The sequence below is a fragment of the Thermomonas haemolytica genome, assembly GCF_004346265.1.
Taxonomy (GTDB): domain Bacteria; phylum Pseudomonadota; class Gammaproteobacteria; order Xanthomonadales; family Xanthomonadaceae; genus Thermomonas; species Thermomonas haemolytica.
On record NZ_SMAP01000007.1, the window covers coordinates 96916 to 115917 of the forward strand.

The 19002-nt window shown below is 70.4% G+C and carries 20 protein-coding genes; 10 read left to right on the forward strand and 10 right to left on the reverse strand.

Annotation, left to right across the window (positions count from 1 at the left end; genetic code table 11):
- Nucleotides 1–122: 122 nt before the first annotated feature.
- Both EDC34_RS09380 and EDC34_RS09385 read left to right on the forward strand, forming a co-directional pair.
- Nucleotides 123–509 carry a BlaI/MecI/CopY family transcriptional regulator gene (locus EDC34_RS09380; RefSeq protein WP_114960492.1) on the forward strand — a complete coding sequence of 129 codons (387 nt, stop codon included), beginning with the start codon at nucleotides 123–125 and terminating at the stop codon, nucleotides 507–509.
- Entirely contained in the window at nucleotides 502–2436 is a 1935-nt protein-coding gene (locus EDC34_RS09385) for a M56 family metallopeptidase (protein ID WP_132982878.1), read from the forward strand. Before EDC34_RS09380 ends, EDC34_RS09385 begins: the two co-directional genes overlap by 8 nt.
- Nucleotides 2437–2453: 17 nt before the next feature.
- Here the strand turns inward: EDC34_RS09385 and EDC34_RS09390 are convergent, their stop codons facing one another.
- Nucleotides 2454–3236, reverse strand: a complete 783-nt coding sequence (locus EDC34_RS09390) for a DUF2189 domain-containing protein (protein ID WP_114960490.1) — start codon at nucleotides 3234–3236, stop codon at nucleotides 2454–2456.
- A 123-nt stretch (nucleotides 3237–3359) separates the two neighbouring features.
- Here EDC34_RS09390 and EDC34_RS09395 point away from each other — a divergent pair, with 123 nt between their 5' ends.
- Nucleotides 3360–3962 (forward strand): peroxiredoxin, encoded by a 603-nt coding sequence (locus EDC34_RS09395; protein WP_114960489.1) that lies wholly within the window; start codon nucleotides 3360–3362, stop codon nucleotides 3960–3962.
- Nucleotides 3963–3993: 31 nt separating this feature from the next.
- Here EDC34_RS09395 and EDC34_RS09400 read toward each other — a convergent pair whose 3' ends face one another.
- Both EDC34_RS09400 and EDC34_RS09405 read right to left on the reverse strand, forming a co-directional pair.
- The gene (locus EDC34_RS09400) at nucleotides 3994–4176 is read right to left on the reverse strand and encodes a YgaP family membrane protein (protein ID WP_114960488.1); all 183 of its coding nucleotides are present in this window, start codon (nucleotides 4174–4176) and stop codon (nucleotides 3994–3996) included.
- Between the two features lie 85 nt (nucleotides 4177–4261).
- Nucleotides 4262–6316: a M13 family metallopeptidase gene (locus EDC34_RS09405; RefSeq protein WP_114960487.1), complete on the reverse strand. Its 2055-nt coding sequence runs from the start codon at nucleotides 6314–6316 to the stop codon at nucleotides 4262–4264.
- Between the two features lie 201 nt (nucleotides 6317–6517).
- On the opposite strand from EDC34_RS09405, the gene EDC34_RS09410 reads away from it, so the two are divergent.
- The gene (locus EDC34_RS09410) at nucleotides 6518–8320 is read left to right on the forward strand and encodes a DUF885 domain-containing protein (protein WP_114960486.1); all 1803 of its coding nucleotides are present in this window, start codon (nucleotides 6518–6520) and stop codon (nucleotides 8318–8320) included.
- A 33-nt stretch (nucleotides 8321–8353) separates the two neighbouring features.
- Here the strand turns inward: EDC34_RS09410 and EDC34_RS09415 are convergent, their stop codons facing one another.
- Complete coding sequence (locus tag EDC34_RS09415) at nucleotides 8354–8605, reverse strand: helix-turn-helix domain-containing protein (protein ID WP_114960485.1); 252 nt, start codon at nucleotides 8603–8605, stop codon at nucleotides 8354–8356.
- Complete coding sequence (locus EDC34_RS09420) at nucleotides 8605–9093, reverse strand: DUF2975 domain-containing protein (protein WP_114960484.1); 489 nt, start codon at nucleotides 9091–9093, stop codon at nucleotides 8605–8607. The genes EDC34_RS09415 and EDC34_RS09420 overlap by 1 nt, the downstream gene beginning before the upstream one ends.
- 113 nt (nucleotides 9094–9206) lie before the next feature.
- Here EDC34_RS09420 and EDC34_RS09425 point away from each other — a divergent pair, with 113 nt between their 5' ends.
- Complete coding sequence (locus tag EDC34_RS09425; RefSeq protein WP_114960483.1) at nucleotides 9207–10136, forward strand: ABC transporter ATP-binding protein; 930 nt, start codon at nucleotides 9207–9209, stop codon at nucleotides 10134–10136.
- A gap of 13 nt (nucleotides 10137–10149) precedes the next feature.
- On the forward strand, nucleotides 10150–10914 hold the full coding sequence (locus EDC34_RS09430) for an ABC transporter permease (RefSeq protein WP_114960482.1): 765 nt from the start codon (nucleotides 10150–10152) through the stop codon (nucleotides 10912–10914).
- 12 nt (nucleotides 10915–10926) lie between these two features.
- Here EDC34_RS09430 and EDC34_RS09435 read toward each other — a convergent pair whose 3' ends face one another.
- Together EDC34_RS09435 and EDC34_RS09440 are read right to left on the reverse strand one after the other, a co-directional pair.
- Nucleotides 10927–11856 (reverse strand): M14 family metallopeptidase, encoded by a 930-nt coding sequence (locus EDC34_RS09435; protein WP_114960481.1) that lies wholly within the window; start codon nucleotides 11854–11856, stop codon nucleotides 10927–10929.
- A 20-nt stretch (nucleotides 11857–11876) separates the two neighbouring features.
- Complete coding sequence (locus EDC34_RS09440) at nucleotides 11877–12416, reverse strand: cytochrome b (RefSeq protein ID WP_114960480.1); 540 nt, start codon at nucleotides 12414–12416, stop codon at nucleotides 11877–11879.
- 73 nt (nucleotides 12417–12489) lie between these two features.
- Here EDC34_RS09440 and EDC34_RS09445 point away from each other — a divergent pair, with 73 nt between their 5' ends.
- Nucleotides 12490–13599, forward strand: coding sequence for an NAD(P)/FAD-dependent oxidoreductase (locus EDC34_RS09445; RefSeq protein WP_114960479.1), 1110 nt, complete (start codon nucleotides 12490–12492; stop codon nucleotides 13597–13599).
- On the opposite strand, the gene EDC34_RS09450 is transcribed toward EDC34_RS09445, so the two are convergent.
- On the reverse strand, nucleotides 13584–14486 hold the full coding sequence (locus EDC34_RS09450) for a 1-acylglycerol-3-phosphate O-acyltransferase, YihG family (protein ID WP_114960478.1): 903 nt from the start codon (nucleotides 14484–14486) through the stop codon (nucleotides 13584–13586). The two genes, EDC34_RS09445 and EDC34_RS09450, sit on opposite strands and share 16 nt — an antisense overlap.
- A 77-nt stretch (nucleotides 14487–14563) precedes the next feature.
- Between EDC34_RS09450 and EDC34_RS09455 the strand changes: the two genes are divergently transcribed.
- A complete protein-coding gene (locus tag EDC34_RS09455; protein WP_114960477.1) occupies nucleotides 14564–15400 on the forward strand; it encodes a class I SAM-dependent methyltransferase in 837 nt (278 codons plus the stop codon).
- 100 nt (nucleotides 15401–15500) lie between these two features.
- A complete protein-coding gene (locus tag EDC34_RS09460; protein WP_114960476.1) occupies nucleotides 15501–16313 on the forward strand; it encodes a DUF3108 domain-containing protein in 813 nt (270 codons plus the stop codon).
- 22 nt (nucleotides 16314–16335) lie between these two features.
- Here the strand turns inward: EDC34_RS09460 and EDC34_RS09465 are convergent, their stop codons facing one another.
- Nucleotides 16336–16950, reverse strand: a complete 615-nt coding sequence (locus EDC34_RS09465) for an FmdE family protein (protein WP_114960475.1) — start codon at nucleotides 16948–16950, stop codon at nucleotides 16336–16338.
- 158 nt (nucleotides 16951–17108) lie between these two features.
- On the opposite strand from EDC34_RS09465, the gene EDC34_RS09470 reads away from it, so the two are divergent.
- Nucleotides 17109–17951 (forward strand): sensor domain-containing diguanylate cyclase, encoded by an 843-nt coding sequence (locus EDC34_RS09470; RefSeq protein ID WP_114960569.1) that lies wholly within the window; start codon nucleotides 17109–17111, stop codon nucleotides 17949–17951.
- Nucleotides 17952–17957: 6 nt separating this feature from the next.
- On the opposite strand, the gene EDC34_RS09475 is transcribed toward EDC34_RS09470, so the two are convergent.
- A complete protein-coding gene (locus EDC34_RS09475) occupies nucleotides 17958–18707 on the reverse strand; it encodes a hypothetical protein (RefSeq protein ID WP_132982879.1) in 750 nt (249 codons plus the stop codon).
- Between the last annotated feature and the right edge of the window lie 295 nt (nucleotides 18708–19002).

The following is a 19002-nucleotide window of genomic DNA, read 5'->3' on the forward strand; positions in this document are numbered from 1 at the left end:
CGGGCTGCCCGGGAGCTGAGCGCCGGCATGACCGTTCGTCGAAAATAGAAACATTTTTCTAGACAAAGTTTTCTATCAAGTGCAGCATCCCTCCAACCCCGATGGAATGCCCACGCCTCGCCATGCCCAAGCCCCGCCTGCCGAAGCCGACCCCCGCCGAACTCGAGGTGCTGCGCACGCTCTGGCAACTCGGCCCCAGCACCGCCCGCCAGGTCCATGAAGCGCAGCAGCGCGAGCGCCCGGAGCTGTCGTACGCGAACGTGCTGCGTCTGCTCCAGATCATGCACGGCAAGGGCCTGCTGAGCCGCGACGAACGCCAGCGCGCACACGTCTATGCGCCGGTGCAGGCGCAGGGCTCGCTGCAGAACCGGCTGCTGGACGACCTCATCCACAAGGCGTTTTCCGGCTCCGGCAAGGCGCTGGTGATGGCGGCGCTACGCGGCAACCGGGTCAGCGACGAGGAGCGTGCCGAAATCCAGCGTTTCCTGGAGGAGAACCGCGATGCGTGATGCCTTCTTCCTGCTGGCGCCGGCACTGGGCGCCACCCTGCTCCACTTCCTGTGGCAAGGGACTTTGCTTGCGCTGCTCGCCTCCGGCGCTCTGGCCCTGCTGCGCGGCGCCCGCGCGCAGACCCGCTACGCCATCGCCTGCCTGGCCCTGTGCGTGGCACTGCTGGCGCCACTGCTCACCCTGGGCTGGTTGCTGGCCAGCCCGTCGCTTGCCGCATCCGCCGCCGGTGCCGACCTGTCGCCGACGGCGCCCGCCGCGCTCTCCGGCTGGCCATTGCTGCCCGAGGTCACAGTCTCCGGTGCCGCCGTCCGCTGGCCCTGGCTGGTGCTTGGCTGGGCGGCCGGGGCCGGGCTGCTCTCGCTGCGGATGGCGGGCGGGCTGCTCTGGATCGGGCGCCTGCGCCGCCGCGCATGGACGGACGAAAATGGCGTGCTGCAGGCCATGGCCGATCCCCTGGCGCTACGCATCGGACTGCGGAACCCAGTCTTCGTGTGCTTGAGCCGGGACATCGCCTCGCCGGTCGCGGCCGGCTGGTGGCGGCCGATGGTGCTGGTGCCCGCCGCACTGGCCCTGCGCATGCCAGCGCCGCTGCTCGAGGCACTGATCGCGCACGAACTGGCGCACGTACGTCGCCACGATTACCTGGTCAACCTGCTACAGGGCGTGGTCGAGACCCTGCTGTTCTACCACCCGGTCGTTTGGTGGCTGTCACGTCGTATCCGCGAGGAGCGCGAGCTCATCGCCGACGATCTGGCCGCCAACGCGCTGGGGGATCGCCGCCGGCTGGCGCTGGCCCTGGCGGAACTCGACCGCTCGTTCGATGCATCCACCCCCACGCTCCCACGCTTCGCACCGGCCGCCCGAGGAGGCCAGCTCATGGCACGCATCCAGCATCTGATCCGCCCCCGCCGTTCCGGCATTGCCCGCAGCCAGCTGCTGTCGCTGGCCAGTCTGCCGCTGCTTGGCCTGGCCCTGGCCGGCATCGCGGCCTATGCGCAGGCCACGCCTGCCCAGACCGCACCCGTGCAAGCCTCCACCGGCCTGCCCCCGCCGCCTCCGCCGGCACCGCCTGCGGCGCTGGCGGACCCCACGCCGCCTGCACCGCCGGCCGAGCCCGCGCCGCCCGCTCCCCTGGCCCCGCCGGCGGCGCCGCCCCCGCCTCCGCCCCCGCCGCCGCTCCACATGTCCACCCGCGGCCCCGACGGCAACGGCTACAGCCTGGTCCGCCACGGTACGACCCGCACGATGGCCACGTGGAACCGCGAGGACCAGGCCGCGCTCGAAGCCGCACGTGCGCGCATCGACGGCGACTTCCTGCTGGTCCGGCGCGGCAAGCAGCACCTGGTGCTGCGCGATCCCGGCCTGCTCGATCAGGTGGAAGCCGTCTGGGCACCCCTGAACGCACTGGACGGGCAGATGCAGGCCCTGCAGGTGCAGATGGCCCCGCACCAGCAGCGCCTGCATGCATTGCAGGTGGAGATGGATCGCGCGCAACCGCCCGCCGTGCCGGCGGGGCTGAATGCGGAGACGTCGCGGTTGGCGACGCTGGCCTCGCGCCAGGCGGAACTCGCCGCGCGCCAGGCCCAGATCGCCCACCGCATGCGCAAGGCCGATGACAGCGAACGCGCCGATCTCGAGCGCCAGCGCAGCGCCCTTGCGGCCGAATCGGATGCACTGTCCGCCCAGTTGCGCGAGCAATCGGCCCGGGTGGAGGCGCAGACCCGCCGTATCCGCGTGCAGAGCGAGCAGATGCGCGAGGTGGGCGCGCGCATGGAGGCCGCCAGCGCGCCCATGCAGGCGATCGGAAAGGACATGGAAGCGCTTGGCCGCCGGATCGAACAGGCCGCGATGGCAGCCGACGGCAAGACCCGCAAGCTGATCGACGACGCCGTCGCACGCGGACTGGCGCAGCCCCTGCTGCGCTGAAGGACGATGCCGCCGCCTCACTCCAGCGGCGGCCACTCCCCCGACTCGAGGGTGTCGCGGTACGCATGCCAGGTCGCGTAGGCCAGCCACGGCATCGCCACTGCCAATCCCAAGAAGGCGGTGGCGAACGCCAGCACGGTGATCGCCACCAGCAGCGCGGCCCACAGCAGCATCACCGGCTTGTTGCGCAGGACCGCGTTCACGCTGGAGACGCAGGCGGTGACCATGTCCACGTCGCGGTCGGCGACCATCGGCAGGGAGAAGGCGGAAATCGCGAACGTGAAGGCGGCGAACACCGCGCCGACGCCGCTGCCGACGAGCAGGTATTCGGCCAGGGCGGCGGCATCGCCCTCCTGCATCGGCCACAGCGCGCTGAGCATCATCCCCGCGCGCGACCACAGCAGGATCACCACGCCCTGCCCCAGCGCATACACCCCGGCCTGGCCGAGCACCCGCCGCATCATCGCAAGCGAACCGTGCAGGCTGGGCGTGCCGCCGCGCTCCAGGCGGCGGCTGACGCAGTACAGCCCCACCGCCAGCAGCGGTGCCACGAACACGAACCCGGACAGCAGCGTGGCCAGCAGCGCGAACCGGCCCAGCCACCAGGCCAGCGCACTTACCGCCAAGCTCAGGACGACGATCGCGCTGCCGAACGCCAGGCTGATGCCTGGCGCGCGCCGCAGATCCTGCCAGCCCCGCGCCAGCCAGCGCCAGGGCGCATCCCAGTCGAGCCGCCGGCATGGCACCGCGAATGGCCGCGGCACGGGGTCCGGCAGATGCGGAGGCGGCGGAGCGTGCATGCCGCGACGCTAGCAAAGCCGGCCCGGCCGCGCATGCTGCGGCCGCACAGCCGGCCGCACCTGCATCCATCCTGCGCCGCCCGGGCGTAAGCTGGGTTGTCCCCACCCCGCCTGGAGCGTCCCATGCGCCGTCTTGCCCTCGCCTGCCTGCTCGCCGCCGCCCTTCCCTCCGTCGCGCTGGCCGCGCTCAAGCCCGGCACGCCCGCGCCGATGTTCAGCGCGCCGGCGTTCCTCGCCGCGCAGCCCTTCACCTTCGACCTCAAGGCCGCGCTGGCCAAAGGCCCGGTGGTGGTCTATTTCTTCCCGGCCGCCTTCACCCCGGGGTGCAACGTCGAAGCTGCGGCGTTCTCGCAGGCGATCGACAAATTCAAGGCGCACGGCGCCAGCGTGATCGGCGTCACCGCCGGCAACATCGACCAGCTGGCGGAATTCTCCAAGGACACCGAGAAGTGCGCCGGCAAGTTCCCGGTCGCCGCCGACGAGGGCGCGAAGATCGCCAAGTCCTACGACGCCGTATTGACCCTCAAGCCCGATCTGTCCAGCCGCACGTCCTACCTCATCGGGCAGGACGGCCGCATCCTCGCCGAGTACGACTCAATGAACCCCAACCAGCACGTCAAGCAGATGCTGGATGCGCTACAGGCCGTGCATGCCGGTGCCGGCGGCAAGGGCACGGCCGCGCCGGCCGCGAAGCCATCCCCCAAGTCATCCGCCACGGGCGGCTGAGGCGTGTCGTGCCAATTGCGCCTGCCGACGCTCAGCGCCGGCAGGTGTTGATGCCGATCAGCCGGTACAGCGGGCAGAAATTGAACAGCCCGGTGGCCAGCGGCACCACCCCGATCCAGGCCCAGACCGGCCCACCGAGCACGGCCCAGGCGATCAGCGCCAGGCCGATGAGGATCCGCAGCCACTTGTCGATGCCACCCACGTTTGCCTGCATGACACGCTCCTTCGTTGAAAGGATGGTGCGATGAGTATGCACCCGCCGCCCGCCCGTCGCAGGGCCGGGCGGCAGGCGGCCGACATCACCAGATGCGCACGCGCTGTTCCGGCGGCAGGTACATCGCGTCGCCCGGCTTCACGTCGAAGGCGCGGTACCACGCGTCCAGGTTCCTCAGCGGGCCGTTGGCGCGGTACATCACCGGCGAGTGCGGGTCGGTCTTGATCAGCCGCAGCAGCGCCTCGTCGCGGTATTTGCCCTTCCACACCTGCGCCCAGGCCAGGTAGAAGCGCTGGTCGCCGGTTAGGCCGTCGATCACCGGCGCCGGCTTGCCCTTCAGGCTGAGCTGGTAGGCGGTGTAGGCCATCGACAGGCCGCCGAGATCGCCGATGTTCTCGCCCATGGTCAGCCCGCCGTTCACGCACTGGCCCGGCAGCGGGCAGTAGGCGTCGTACTGCGCGCCCAGCGCCTTGGTGCGCGCCTCGAAGCGGGCGCGGTCTTCGTCGGTCCACCAGTTGCGCTGGATGCCGTCGGCGTCCGACTTGCTGCCCTGATCGTCGAAGCCGTGGCCCATCTCGTGGCCGATCACCGCGCCGATGCCGCCGTAGTTCACCGCCGGATCGGCGTTCACGTCGAAGAACGGCGGCTGCAGGATGGCGGCCGGGAACACGATCTCGTTGAACGCCGAGTTGTAGTAGGCGTTCACCGTCTGCGGGGTCATGCCCCACTCCTCGCGGTCGGTCTTCTGCCCGACCCGGCGGTTCTGGTCGGCGCGGTTGAACCTGCGCAGCGCCACCGCATTGCCCAGCAGGTCGTCCGGCTTGATGGTGACGCTGGAATAGTCCTTCCACTTCGACGGGTAGCCGATCTTGGGACGGAAGGTGGACAGCTTGCGCAGCGCCTCGGCCTTGGTCGCCGGGCCCATCCAGTCCAGCTGCTCGATGTTCTGGCGCAGCGCCGCGCGCAGGTTCTCCACCAGCTGGTCCATCGCGGCCTTGGCTTCCGGCTTGAAGTAGCGCGCCACATACAGCTCGCCGAGGGCATCCCCCAGCCCGTTGCGCGCGCCCACCATGCCCAGCGCGCGCTTCCAGTCCTCGCGCTGCGCCTTCTGCCCGCCCAGCACCTTGCCGTTGAACTCGAACGCGGCCTGGTCGATCTCGGTGCTCAATAGGTCGGCGTTGCCATCGACCGCGTGGAAGGCGAGGTAGTCGCGCCAGGTGGACAGCGGGGTGGCGTTGATGATGTCGATGACCGGCTGCAGCACGTCCGGGGTGGCCACGTTGAGGTCGGTCGGCTGCGGCATCTGCTGCGCGCGCAGCTGCGCGGCCCAGTCGTAGCCGGGATACTTCTGCTGCAGCTCGGCGAAGGTCAGGACGTTGTAGGTCTTGTCGCGATCGCGCAGCTTCACCCGGTCCCACTGCGGCTTGGCCAGCGCGGTCTCGAGCGCCAGCACCGCCTCGGCGCGCGCCTTGGCGTCGGCCCCGGTGATGCCGGCGAAGCCCAGCATGCGCTTGATGTGGGCCACGTAGGCCTCGCGGATCTTGGCAAAGCGCGGGTCGGGGTTGAGGTAGTAGTCGCGGTCCGGCAGGCCCAGGCCGCCGACCCCCAGGTTGACCTGGTAGCGGTCGGGGTTCTTGCGGTCGATGCCGACGTAGAACCCGAACGGCGCATCGCTGCCGTCGATCCCGGCATCGCCGAAGGCTGCCACCAGTTTGTCCTTGCCGTCGATCGCCGCGATCTTGTCCAGCACCGGCTGCAGCGGCTTGATCCCGGCGGCGTCGCGGGTGGCGCGGTCGGTGAAGCTCAGGTAGTAGTCGCGCAGCTTCTGCGCATTGCTGCCGGGGGCGAGGTCCTTGCGCGCCAGCAGTCCGTCCATGATCGCGCGGGTCTGCTCCTCGGCGCGATCGCGCAGCTGGTTGAACGAACCGTAGTTGGTCTCGTAATCCTTCAGCTGGTAGGTGTCGATCCAGTGGCCACTGGCATAGCGGTTGAAGTCGTCGCCCGGCTTGACGGACAGATCGCGCGCGGACAGGTCCACGCCGAAATCGCCGATCTGGGCCTTGCCGGCCGGGGTGGCGGCGATCGCGGTGGCTGCGGCCAGTGCGCCAGCGATGCCGAGGACGAGCAGGGAACGCTTCATGGATCGGTGCCTGTGGTCATTGAGGAATCCCCGAGGGTAGCCGCTGGCGCTTGCGCGCGCCCGTGACTTTGGTTGGCCCCGGGCGCTCCGGCCCGACCGGGCACGCGGCCCGAGGCGCCACGCGGGCGGGGCTTCCGGCACTGGGCGCGGCCGCGCGCAGCCCGTATCGTGGTGGTCTCGAACGACTGGGGAGCTTTCCGGATGCGCCATCGCCTGCTGGCCCTGACCTTGACCACCCTGCTCGCCGGCTGCGGCGGCCCGCAAACGCCGCCGCCCCCGGCCGCCGGCACGGCGACCGCCCCGGCCAGCGACGCCAATGCCGCCTTCGCCGCGCTGTCGCGGCAAGCGGTGGACGACTGGATGAGGCTGTCGCCGGTGGCGGCCACCCAGGCCGGCGACCACCGCTTCGATGCCGAGCTGGACGACCTCAGCGCCGCCGGCCGCCAGCGCCGGGTGGACACCAGCAAGGCGCTGCTGGCCAAGCTCGATGCCATCGATACCGGCAAGCTCTCGCGCGAGAACCAGGTGGATGCCGCGCTGCTGCGCAACCAGCTGCAGTCGGACATCTGGAGCAACGACGTGCTGCAGGACTGGGCCTGGGACCCGCAGCTGTACGGCGGGCTGGCCGGTGGCGCCATCTACGGCCTGATGGCGCGCGATTTCGCGCCGCTGCCAGAGCGCATCAAAGCCGCCACCGCGCGCATGGAGAAGCTGCCGGCGCTATTCGCACAGGCGCGCGCCAACCTCGACCCGGCGCGGGTGCCGAAGATCCACGCGCAGACGGTGGCACGCCAGAACGCCGGGATCCTGTCGATCGTCGAGACCTTCATCACCCCGCACCTGGACGCCCTGCCGGCCGCCGACGCCGCGCGCACCCGCGCCGCGATCGCCACGCTCAAGCAGGCGGTGGCCGAGCAGCAGGCATGGCTGGACAAGACTCTGGTGCCGAACGCCAAGGGCGACTTCCGCATCGGCGCCGAGAAATACGACCAGAAGCTCAAGTTCGCGCTGTCCTCCTCGCTCTCGCGCGCCGAGATCAAGCAGCGCGCCGAAGCCGAGATGCAGCGCGTGCGCGCGCAGATGTACGCCATCGCCCGCACCGTGCTGGCCGGCAAGGCCGGCGCGCCGCCATTGCCGGAGCAGCCGACCGACGCGCAGCAGCAGGCGGCGATCGAGGCCGCGCTGGAGCTGGCCTATGCCGACCACCCGGCGCGCGATGCGGTGGTGGACGCGGCCAAGGCGGCGCTGGCATCGGCCACCGACTTCGTGCGCGAAAAGAATCTCGTCACCCTGCCGGATGCCCCGGTGGACGTGATCCTGATGCCGGAGTTCCAGCGCGGCGTGGCGGTCGCTTACTGCGACTCGCCGGGCCCGCTCGACAAGGGCCAGAAGACCTTTTACGCGATCTCGCCGATCCCGGACGACTGGAGCCGGGCGCAGGCCGATTCGTTCCTGCGCGAATACAACAGCCGCATGATCCAGCTGCTGTCGATCCACGAGGGCATCCCCGGCCACTACCTGGAGGGCTGGCACTCGGCCAAATATCCGTCCGTGCTGCGCGGCGTGCTGCGCTCCGGGGTGTTCGCGGAAGGCTGGGCGGTCTATACCGAGCGCATGATGCAGGAACAGGGCTACCTGGATGGCGACCCGCTGTTCCACCTGGTGCAGCTGAAGTTCTACCTGCGCACCATCGCCAACGCGCTGCTCGACCAGGGCGTGCACGTGGACGGCTGGAGCCGCGAGCAGGCCATGCACCTGATGACCCACGACGCCTTCCAGCAGGAAAGCGAGGCCGCCGGCAAGTGGGTGCGCGCGCAGCTGACCTCGGCGCAGCTGCCCACCTATTTCGTCGGCGTGCAGGAGCACCTGGACCTGCGCGAGGCGATGCGGCGCAAGCTGGGCGACCGCTTCGACCTCAAGGCCTACCACGACCAGGTGCTGTCCTACGGCGCCCCGCCGGTGCGCTACGTGCGCGAGTTGATGCTGGACGAGCCGATCCGCTGACACGGCGGCGACCGTCCGCACAAGACCTGCTGCTCAGTCCTCGCCGTCCGCGCCCTCGTCGGCGTCGCGCAGGTCGTCCGCATCGTAGGCATAGTCCAGCAGGTCGCCGGGCGCGCAGCCCAGCGCCGCGCACAGCCGCGCCAGCGTGCGGAACCGAATGCCCTTGACCTTGCCGCTGCGGAACAGCGACATCTGGGTCTCGCTGATGCCCACCGTCGCCGCCAGTTCCCGCGCGGTCATGCCGCGCCGGGCCAGCATCGCGTCCAGCGTGATCCGGATCGGCATCAGACGATCTCGTCCAGTTCGGCCTGCAGCGCGCGGGCGCTGTCCACCACGCGCGCCAGCAGCACCAGCGCGGCGCCGACCACGCCCAGCACGATGCCGGACAGGTCGAAGTAAAGCACGCTGCCGTGGCCGCCCAGGATCCATCGCGAGAGGTTGGTCACCGCGAACACGCTGAGCAACGCACCGGCCAGCACGCCGATGCCAACCTGGCGCAACGCGCGAACCAGAGCGGCCTGGAACAGCCGGCCGGCAGCCAACTCGCCCAGCGCGCGCTGCACCGCCCACAGCGCCCACAGATAGCCCACCCCCGGTAGCAGCCGGACGAGCATCAGCGGCAGCCGCACTCCGAAGCCGCCGTCGGCACGCGACGGAAACCACGGCAATCCCCCGGCGCCCAGGGCAAGCAACAGGAACAACCCGCAGAACACCACCAATGTGGCAATGCGGAGCAGGCGGCATTGCTGCCGGAAACGGTCTGGGGTGGACATGGCGGGAAGGTGTTCGCGGGTGTCAATGATTGATGCAGTTTTAATCTTGACTTAAATCCCGGGGTCTGCGCAAACTTTATGCCCGACTTAAATTTCCACAGGAGTCTTCCCCCATGCCCGCCGCCATCGAAACCCGCGGCCTCACCCGCCGCTTCGGCGACCGCATCGCGGTCGACCGCATCGACATGACCGTCCCCGCGCGCAGCGTCTACGGCTTTCTCGGCCGCAACGGCGCCGGAAAGACCACCACGATCAAGCTGCTGCTGGGCCTTCTGCAGCCGGATGCTGGCAGCGTCCGGATCCAGGGCCTGGACGTCACCCGCGATCGGCTGGCGGCTGCCCGCCAGGTCGGCGCGCTGCTGGAGGCGCAGGGCTTCTATCCGCACCTGACCGGCCGCGAGAACCTGGACCTGAGCCGGTGCCTGCTGGGCCTGCCCGCCACCGAGATCGACCGCGTGCTGGCCGCCACCGACATGGCCACGCACGGGCGTCGCCGGGTGTCCGACTATTCGCTGGGCATGCGCCAGCGGCTGGGGCTGGCGCGGGCGATGCTGGGCGCCCCGCCGGTGCTGGTGCTGGACGAGCCCACCAACGGCCTGGACCCCGAGGGCATCGCCGACATGCGCCGCTTCCTGCGCGAACTTCCCGACCGCGCCGGCGCCACCGTGCTGGTGTCCAGCCACCTGCTGGGGGAAATCGAACAGGTCGCGACCCACGTTGGCATCGTCAGCCACGGCCGGCTGGTGCTGGAAGGCGCACTGACCGCCCTACAGGCGGGCATGGCCGCCGAGGTGGAAATCGGCAGCGATGCGCCCGAGCGTGCGCTGGCCGTGGTTCGCGATCATGGCTTCATCGCCGAGCGCGAGACCGACGCCGATGCCGTGGTGGTGCGCCTCGCCGCGGGCGAGGTCCCGCACGCGGCCGCCGCGACCCTGAACCACGCGCTGTGCGCGGCCGGCGTGCGCGTGCACGCGCTGGCGCCGCGCCGCCGCAGCCTGGAAGCCCTGTACCGGCAAGCCGCGCAACCCGCGGCCGCCGCCTGACGAGGACCCTGCCATGACCACCCGGACCGTTGCCTTCGCCCCGCCCTGCTTCTCCACCGCGCTCGCGGTGGAAGCCTACAAACTGCGCCGATCACTGGCCCTGCTGCTGGCCGCCGTCGCGCCGCTGCTGATCGCCGTGTTCGTGTTCTTCAACCTGCTTCGCATTGGAAAGCCGGTCCCATGGACGATGCCGTTGCAGTCATCGGCGGCGATCTGGGCCTTCTTCATGCTGCCGATGTGCGCCACCGCGCTTGCCGCGCTGCTGGCCCAAACCGAACACGGGCCGCGTGCTTGGGACCACCTGCGTGCACTGCCGCGGCCGCGCTGGCACTTCTACGCTGCCAAGGCGGCCTGCGCGTTGGGGGTGGTGGCAGGCATGAGCGTGCTGCTGGCCGTGCTGGCACCGCTGGCGGTCCTGCTGGTCGGCGCACTGAAGCCTGCCGTGGCGGCCACGGGCGCGCCGGACCTGCCGGCATTCCTGCTGCTGCTCGGGCGGATCTTCCTAGCCGCCTGGTTGCTGGTGGCCGTGCAGCTGTGGCTAGCGCTGCGCTATGCCAGCTTCGTTCCGGCGCTCGCGCTGGGCATCGCCGGCACCTTCTTCTCGGTGGTCGCCACCTCCGCCAAGGCCGGCGTGGTGATGCCCTGGCAGATGCCGGTCAACCAGCTGGCCAGCAATCCCGCCCGTGCCGACCTGGCGCTGGCACTGGGCTTCGTCGGCGGGCTGGTCTGTTTTGCGCTGATGCTGTGGCGGATGAGCCAGCAGGAGACTCCGCGCTGAGCCTGCCCGCTGTCAGGGATGCGCCAGCGCGAACTCCAGCGCCGCGCGCACGGCGGCAGCCTGGGCCTCGTTGCACTGCGCCGGATCGGCACGCGGGCTGTCCGGATAGACCTCGGTGGTGGTGACGTAGGCCGCGTCGGTGATCCCGGCGCACAGGCCCAGCGCGCGGTAGTCGTATTCGATCACGCCCGGCGCCACCACCGGCGACCCGATGATGGTGCCGTCCGGATCCGCCGGCGCGATGTGCGTCACCGCTGCCACCGCCGTGTTGATCGCCTGCTGGAAGGCCGGTGCCGGCCGCGCGCTGTCGGCGCACAGGTAGAAGCCGTCGGGAATCGTGCCGGGTTCATACGGCTTGCCATCGCGCGCGGCCAGCGCCGGGCGGAATTCGCGCTCGTCGCTGTCGGTGGTCTCGTGCAGGTCGATGTGCATCGCGATCCGCCCGCGCAGCGGCTGCACGAACGCACACAGCGCCGCCGACTCGGCACAAGGACTCTCCGCCACGAAGTTGCGGTTGGGATCCAGCGCCAGCGGGTTCCAGCGCTGGATGCGCTCGTAGGCCCAGGGGCTGACGCAGGGCGCGATGAGCAGGTTGGCGCGACCGGCGTACGCCGCCGCGTCGCGCGCCGCGAACAGCAGCGCGCCCTGCACGCCGCTGGTCTCGTAGCCGTGCACGCCGCCAGTGACCAGCGCGACCGGCAGCGCGTCATCCCAACCGCGGCTGCGCAGAGCGAACAGCGGATAGCAGCCATCCGCGCCCCAGTCCAGTTCGCCGTACTGCACCACGTCGAAGGCTCCGCGCAGGGCCTCGATCCGCGCCAGCACCTCGTCGGCATAGCTGCGCTTCTTCGACTGCAGCGCGCGCCACCGGGCTTTTTCGGCCGCCTCCCAGGGCTGGCCGGGGGTGCCGATGGGATATGCGGATGCCGAAATGTCATTCATTGCGGTAATGGCACCGATACTCACAGCATGCGTCGCAGGGTGTCATCGCGGCGCACCCAGTGGTGGTACAGCGCGGCCAGCACGTGCAGGCCGATCACCCAGTAGAAGATGTCGCCGATGGTGCCGTGGATGTCTTCCAGCGTATGCGCCAGCGGCCGGTTTTCCGGCAGCAGCGCCGGCAGCGCAACGCCGGTGAACGGAATCATGATCTGCTTGCCGTCGCTCCACGCGGTGGCCAAACCCAGCAGCGGCATCACGATGAAGAAGGCATACAGGGCCAGGTGCATCAGCTTGGAGGCGAGCGCGGTCAGCCCGTCCAGCGCCGGCGTGATCGGCGGCGCGCCGCGCCGGCGGCGGGTCGCGATCCGCCAGAGCGCCAGCAGGAAGATGGTGATGCCGGCCCAGAAATGCCCCTGCATCATCGCGATACGCCCGCCACTGCCGCGCGGGAACAGCCCCCGCTGCTCGATCAGCACGTAGGCCAGCACCACCAGCAACGCCATCCACCAGTGCAGATGCCGCTGCAAGCGGCTGTAGCGCGGACGGGACTGGGCGGACATGGCGGGCTCCACGGCATGAAGATGGCGCTACGCTAGCGCATCCGCGCTCCCACTGTCAGCAGACCCATTACGCATGCCGGCCTCGGCCCCTCCATACGATCTGATCGTGGCCGGCGCCAGTTTCGCCGGTGCCGCCTGTGCCATCGCCGCGGCCCGCCGGGGCCTGCGCGTCTGCGTGCTCGAGCGCAAGCGCGACCCCGGCGAGAAGCTGCACACTACCGGCATCATCGTGAAGGAAGCGGCCGAGCAAACCCTGCTGAACCAGCTTCCGGCCAGCACGACGCGCCGCATCGAAGCCGTGCAGCTGTACTCACCGCGGCTCAAGCATGTGCGCCTGACCGCGCCGGGCTATTACTTCCTGACCACCGACACCCCGAACGTCATGCGCTGGCTGGCCGGGCAGCTGCGCGCACATGGGGTCGATCTGCGGCTCGGTGAGCCCTTCCGTGACGCGACGCGCCGTGATGACGGCTGGAAAGTGGAGGGTGTCGGCCGCACGCGCTATCTGGTCGGCGCTGATGGCGCGCGCTCGCAGGTGGCGCGACGCTGCGGGCTGGGACAGGTGCGGCAATTTCTGTATGGCGTGGAGTATGAATTCCCTGGCGCGCAACTGGCGGATCCCGATGCCCTGCACTGCTTCGTCAGCAAACGCTTCGCGCCGGGCTACATCGGCTGGCTGGCGCAGAATCCGACCGGGATCCAGGCTGGGCTCGCACTCCGTCACGACCCGCGCAACAGCCGGGTGCCGGATCTGGATGCATTCCTGCTGCACGTCGGTCTGGCCGGCGGCCTGCCGCGCCAGCTCAGGCCAGGACAGGTACGGGCGGGATTGATCCCTTGTTCCGGACCCGTGCGCGGCATTGCACGCAATCGCGCGATATTGACCGGGGATGCCGCGGGCATCGTCTCGCCGGTGACCGCCGGCGGCATCCATTCCGCGTGGGAGCACGGCTGGCGCGTGGGCGAGGCGATCGCTGCACACCTTCGCGATGACGGCCCGCCGGCGGAATCCGTGGCCATCCGCGCAGCCCCCCGCTTCCGCAGCAAACGCCTACTGCGCTGGGCCTTCGACCATTTCCAGATGGACTGGCCATTCGACCTGCTGCTGCACTCCGCACCCCTGCGCTGGGCCGCCGGGCAGGTGTATTTCCACCAGCGCCGGCGCGATCAGCCGGCGGCGTGATCCACCATCGGCGCCTCCAGCAGCGCCTCGAAGTCGGCGTCCTTCTGCTGCCACAGCACGTTCATCCACTGCTGGAAGCGCGCGCGGAAGGCGCGGTCGTGCTGGTAGTCGCCCTGCGCAAGTTCGGCCGGGATCGGATGCTGGCGCAGGTGCACGCGGACCTCGGGGATGCGGCCGGCCATCAGGTCCGGCAGCGAGGGCACCCCGGCGGGATAGACGATGGTGACATCCAGGATCGCGTGCAGCCCCTGCCCCATCGCATCCAGCACGAAAGCCACCCCGCCCGACTTCGGCTTGAGCAGGTGCCGGTACGGCGAGGCCTGGCGCGCGTGCTTGCCGGCAGTGAAACGGGTGCCCTCGACGAAATTCATGATCGCCACCGGGATCGCGCGGAACTTCTCGCAGGCGCGCCGGGTGGCTTCGATGTCGCGCCCGGCCAGCGCCGGGTTGCGCGCGATCTGCTTGGGCGTGTAGCGGCCCATGAACGGGAAATCCAGCGCCCACCACGCCACCCCCAGCAGCGGCACCCAGAACAGCTGGCGCTTGAGGAAGAAGCGCAGCAGCGGGATGCGCCGGTTGAACAGCTTCTGCAGCACCAGGATGTCCACCCAGCTCTGGTGGTTGGCCAGCACCAGGTAGTGGCCGTCGCGCTGTAACGCGGTTTCGCCGGTGACCACCAGGCGGGTGTCGGTGAACCAGTCCCACAGCCGGTTGTTGAACCCGATCCAGCTTTCCGCGATGCCGGTCAGCAGCGGGTTGCAGGCGCGCTGCAGGCGCGGCAGCGGAAGCACCAGCTTCAGCAGCGCCACCAGCAGCAGCGGCAATACGTGCAGCACGGTGCTGAGCGTGATCAGAAGGAACACCAGGGCGAGGCGAAGCAGGGACATCGGGCCACATCACGGGGAACGGCCTGCCATTGTCGCGGAAAAGCCGGTGCGCTTGCCGCCGCCGGTATCATCCGCGCATGCCGCGCATCACCACGCCCCTGCTCACCCGCCCGCTGGGCGAGGCCCTGCTCGCCGCGCGCGCCGCCGGCCAAGCCACGTGGCAGGGCTCGCTGGACCTCGGCCGCCATCAGGACACCGTGATGCTCGCGGACGATCATTGGACCTGGCGCGGCGCGCGTTATCCCTATCCAGGCAAGCTCAAGGACCGCACGCTGTACTGGTGGGACGGCGACGCGTTCGCCCCGGTGTCGCGCTATGCAGGGAAACTCATCAAGCTGGTGCCCACCGGGTGGGACGTGCCGACCTTCGAGATCGACGGCATCAAGATGCTGCCCACCGCGAAGGAATCGCCGCTGGACGATGCGCGCCGCAAGGTGGCGCTGGTGCAACCGGCGGGCAAGACCGTGCTGGACACCTGCGGCGGGCTGGGCTACTTCGCCGCCTGCTGCCTCGACGCGGGCGTGGCGGCGATCCAGTCGTTCGAAAAGAACGCGGATGTGCTGTGGCTGCGCGCGCTCAACCCGTGGTCGCCCGACCCCGACGCCAGCGGTGGCCGCCTGCGCTTGGCGCATGCCGACGTCTCACAGGCGATCGCCGGCCTGCCGGATGCCGCGTTCGATGCCGCCCTGCACGATCCGCCGCGCTTCGGCATCGCCGGCGAACTGTATGCGCTGGCCTTCTACCAGCAGCTGGCGCGGGTGCTGCGTCGCGGCGGGCGGCTGTTCCACTACACCGGCAGCCCCAACAAACTGACCTCCGGCCGCGACGTGCCGCGGGAAGTGGCGCGCCGGCTGGAAACCGCCGGCTTCAAGGCCGAGCTGGCGCTGGACGGCGTGCTAGCGACGAAGCGCTGAACGTCGCGCCGTGCATGGGCCGGTGGTCATCGTGCCGGCCGGCACTGCCGCGCATCGCTCCGACCGGCTGCAATGGGCGCCTTCCCCAGCGAGACGCCCCATGCCCACCCTCCGCCTCCTCCCGCTTGCCCTCGCCCTTGGCCTGCCGTTCACCGCGACCGCCGCCGAGCCCGTGCGCGTGACCGCCACCGACCTCCACCTGGAGGCGCTGCGCCCGGCCACGATGACCTACCTGGTGTACTTCCACGGGGCCGCCGGCAGCGGCGCCAAGCGCGCCCTGCTGGCCACCAGCAGCGTCCGGCGCGAACGCGTGGAAGGCACGGATGCCTGGGTGATCGACCAGTCCTGGGAGGACGAGAACGGCATCGTCCACACCGCCCATACCGTGCATGCGGCCAAGGACGTGGCCACGCTGGCGCAGACCAGCCACTGGAGCCGCGCCGGGCGCGCATTCACCACCCGCATCACCCCCGCCAGCGGGCAGGGCGAGAGCGAGGGCGAACTGCCAGAGGCCGCCCGCGCCAACACCCAGGCCGGCTTCGCCGCGATGCGCGAGGGCTGGTGGATGAACTGGCATTCCGATCTCACCCTGCTGCCGCTGCTGCCCTACGAGAAAGGCGGCACCCTGCGCATCCGCCTATTCGACGTGGGCATGGCCGCGCCGATGGACGTGGACTACGTGGTGCGGGGCGAACGCGCACTGGCCGGGGCCGACGGCAAGCCGCGCGCGTGCTGGCTGGTGGAAACCGAGAGCGGCAAGCCCGGCAGCGGCAACGTGCAGCGCTTCTGGATCGACAAGGCGCAGCGGGTGGTGGTCAAGGAAGAGGACATCTTCAACGGCAGCTACCGCTCGAAGGTGCTGCTGGCGGCGCCGGCGACCATCGAATTCCCGTTGCCTGCGGCGGCCGGCTGAGGCACGCGCCACGCCCCGCCGCTCAGGTGCGACGTTCGGCGCGCACCAGGGCCGGGTCGTCCGCGTGTTCCAGCAGCAGCTGGCGCACGCGGTCCTGCCAGGCCGAGGCGAACGCAGCACGCTCCTCGCCGCTGGCATCGGCGGCCAGCGCCCGCTCCATCAGCGAACGCAGATGCGCGACCGGCGGCACCGCCGCCAGGTTGAGCGCCACATGCACGGTATCGCCGCTATCGATCCGCCGGAACGCGGCCAGCGCGCGCAGGTCGCCGCCGCCATAGCGCAGCAGGCCGTGCCGGGCATGCCGCCCGGCCAGCCCGGGGAAGCCGTTGTTCGCCGCCGCGCCGGTGACCAGGGTGAACACCTGCGCGATCACCCCGGTGCTGCCTTCCACTTCGGCCGAGCTCAGCGTCACCTGGATGCCGCCGCGCTCAGGCAACGCATCCGGGTACAGCTCGCGCAATGCCGCACGCACCGCGAGGTAGGCGCCGGCGACGGTTGGGCAGGAATGCCCGGCCAGGCGCACCGCGTCGGCATAGCCATACTCCAGCAGGCCGCCCTCCGCTGCACCGAGCAGCTCGGCCAGCGGATCGCGCAGCAACAGGCGCGGGGCCTGCGAATAGAACGCGGGCAGGTGCATTCCTCCCCTCCGGAGTGCATCGCATGCAGTGATCGCCCGACGATACGCCAGCCCGGCGCTGGAATTGCAGGCAAACGCGAAGTGCGTGACGCAGTTCCGCTCTTGCATCCATGCCCGGCATCGGGTTGGATGGCGGCAACCACCGACGGAGCGAATGGATGCCGCACCGCCTGCCGCTGACCCACGAGGTGCTGGACCTCCTGCCGGATGCCGTCTGCGTGGTGGATGCCGATGGTGTGCTGCGCTTCGCGAACGCTGCGTTCGACCGCCTGCTCGGCCTGCGTCCCGGGGAAATGGTCGGGCGCGCGCTGTTCGAGCTGGTCCATCCCGATGATCGCCCCGCGTCCGAACGCCAGGCCCAGGCCCTGATGCAGGGGGGCGGCGAGCGCCATTTCCGCAACCGCTACCTGCACCGCGACGGCCGCGTGGTGGAACTGCTGTGGGCCGCGCACTGGCTTCCCGAATACGGCGTACGGATCGGGGTCGGCCGCGAGATCGGCGACCTGCGCCGGATGGAGCGCGAGCTGGAGCACCACGCCCACCACGACCCGCTGACCGGCCTGGCCAATCGCCGCCGGCTGGAACAGGCCCTGGACGCCGCCCTGCGGCAGGCGATCGAGCGCGCCGGCCCGGTGGCCCTGCTCTACATCGACCTGGACGGCTTCAAGCTGGTCAACGACAGCGGCGGCCACGATGCAGGCGACCAGGTCCTGCGCATGCTGGCGCAGCGACTGCAGGACGGCGTGCGCCAGAGCGACCTGGTGGCGCGGATCGGCGGCGATGAATTCGTGGTACTGCTGCCCGGCTGCGGCGCCGCGGATGCACGCGCGATGGCCGGCCAGTTGCGCCAGCGCCTGCGCGCGCCCTGCACGCTTGAGGCCATGACCTTCGCGCTCGATGCCAGCATCGGCATCGCCTGCTTCCCGGACGACGGCGAGGACGCGGCGACCCTGATCGCCCGCGCCGACGCCGCCATGTACGCCGGGAAGCGCCCGCGCTGAGCGCGCTCAGCGCACGTTGGAGATGCTGTTCTTGGCGGTGTCGTGCTTGGTCTTCAGCACGCCGCCTTCGACCTGGAACGCGAGTTCGATCCGTACCTGTGGCGGGGCGGACGTGCGCACCTGGGTCTTGAGGGTGTCCTTCAGCCCACTGGTGGCCTTCTCCACCACCTTGTCCATCCCCTTGCCCTTCGCGGCCACGCCCGGTTCCGCTGCGCCCTTTCCCACCACGAGGGTCAGCAGGTACTCGCCATCGACCAGCGGCTCGGTGACATCGATCTGCCCGGGGCCGGCCATGCGGCTTGGCATCGCCATCACCGCCGGCGCCACCCGGCCGGTCGCCGCGTAGCTGGCGGACGCCGCGCCGCCGCCGGCATTGCCGGACAGCGCGGACACCGCGGCCGAGACGATCGCGCCGCCGGGAAGCGCATGGCCCACCACTGCCGCACCCGGCTCGGCCGGCGCCAGTTGCAGCGCCTGCAGGTCGGCGCGCACGCCATGCCCGTCGGGGAAGGTCACCACGCACTGGCGGCCATCGCAGGCCGCCTCGATCTGCAGGCTGGCGCCCTGGGCCAGCGCGCTACCCGCCGCGTGGAGGCCGCCGTTGACTCGCTCGCCGAAGGTGGCGCCCTGGGTCTGCTTGGGCACGGTGACGTTGATCGAAATGCGGTTGGGCATCCCGCTGTCGATTTTCGCAGCCGCTGCAATACCGGAGGCCAGCACCAGCCCACACGCCGCTGCCTGCATGATCGTACGCATCTCCCACCTCGTCGTTGTCCCCAGGTTCGCCCGATCCTACTCCTCGCCCCGCCGGTGCGAATGGCGCCCGGGGCCGCATTCGCGTAGAATTCAGCTTGACAAACACGCGCCCTGCGTGCAGGCCAGCCCCGATACCGCCCTGCCCGCACCCCTCCCGCGCTTGCGCGCCGCTGTCGTTCCGTCGTTGCGGCGGCCCCTGCACTTCCGTCCTTCCCGCTTCCCCCGGCCGCCATCCCGGCCAACCGCGACACCGCCGGGCACGCGCCCGGCGGCCCACCCGGCACCTTTGCGTGTC

Bases quoted from the DNA above. Each gene is read 5' to 3' on its own strand.
- EDC34_RS09380 (WP_114960492.1), top strand. From the start codon at position 123: ATGCCCAAGCCCCGCCTGCCGAAGCCGACCCCCGCCGAACTCGAGGTG.
- EDC34_RS09385 (WP_132982878.1), top strand. From the start codon at position 502: ATGCGTGATGCCTTCTTCCTGCTGGCGCCGGCACTGGGCGCCACCCTG.
- EDC34_RS09390 (WP_114960490.1), bottom strand. From the start codon at position 3,236: ATGCACGCTCCGCCGCCTCCGCATCTGCCGGACCCCGTGCCGCGGCCA.
- EDC34_RS09395 (WP_114960489.1), top strand. From the start codon at position 3,360: ATGCGCCGTCTTGCCCTCGCCTGCCTGCTCGCCGCCGCCCTTCCCTCC.
- EDC34_RS09400 (WP_114960488.1), bottom strand. From the start codon at position 4,176: ATGCAGGCAAACGTGGGTGGCATCGACAAGTGGCTGCGGATCCTCATC.
- EDC34_RS09405 (WP_114960487.1), bottom strand. From the start codon at position 6,316: ATGAAGCGTTCCCTGCTCGTCCTCGGCATCGCTGGCGCACTGGCCGCA.
- EDC34_RS09410 (WP_114960486.1), top strand. From the start codon at position 6,518: ATGCGCCATCGCCTGCTGGCCCTGACCTTGACCACCCTGCTCGCCGGC.
- EDC34_RS09415 (WP_114960485.1), bottom strand. From the start codon at position 8,605: ATGCCGATCCGGATCACGCTGGACGCGATGCTGGCCCGGCGCGGCATG.
- EDC34_RS09420 (WP_114960484.1), bottom strand. From the start codon at position 9,093: ATGTCCACCCCAGACCGTTTCCGGCAGCAATGCCGCCTGCTCCGCATT.
- EDC34_RS09425 (WP_114960483.1), top strand. From the start codon at position 9,207: ATGCCCGCCGCCATCGAAACCCGCGGCCTCACCCGCCGCTTCGGCGAC.
- EDC34_RS09430 (WP_114960482.1), top strand. From the start codon at position 10,150: ATGACCACCCGGACCGTTGCCTTCGCCCCGCCCTGCTTCTCCACCGCG.
- EDC34_RS09435 (WP_114960481.1), bottom strand. From the start codon at position 11,856: ATGAATGACATTTCGGCATCCGCATATCCCATCGGCACCCCCGGCCAG.
- EDC34_RS09440 (WP_114960480.1), bottom strand. From the start codon at position 12,416: ATGTCCGCCCAGTCCCGTCCGCGCTACAGCCGCTTGCAGCGGCATCTG.
- EDC34_RS09445 (WP_114960479.1), top strand. From the start codon at position 12,490: ATGCCGGCCTCGGCCCCTCCATACGATCTGATCGTGGCCGGCGCCAGT.
- EDC34_RS09450 (WP_114960478.1), bottom strand. From the start codon at position 14,486: ATGTCCCTGCTTCGCCTCGCCCTGGTGTTCCTTCTGATCACGCTCAGC.
- EDC34_RS09455 (WP_114960477.1), top strand. From the start codon at position 14,564: ATGCCGCGCATCACCACGCCCCTGCTCACCCGCCCGCTGGGCGAGGCC.
- EDC34_RS09460 (WP_114960476.1), top strand. From the start codon at position 15,501: ATGCCCACCCTCCGCCTCCTCCCGCTTGCCCTCGCCCTTGGCCTGCCG.
- EDC34_RS09465 (WP_114960475.1), bottom strand. From the start codon at position 16,950: ATGCACCTGCCCGCGTTCTATTCGCAGGCCCCGCGCCTGTTGCTGCGC.
- EDC34_RS09470 (WP_114960569.1), top strand. From the start codon at position 17,109: ATGCCGCACCGCCTGCCGCTGACCCACGAGGTGCTGGACCTCCTGCCG.
- EDC34_RS09475 (WP_132982879.1), bottom strand. From the start codon at position 18,707: ATGCGTACGATCATGCAGGCAGCGGCGTGTGGGCTGGTGCTGGCCTCC.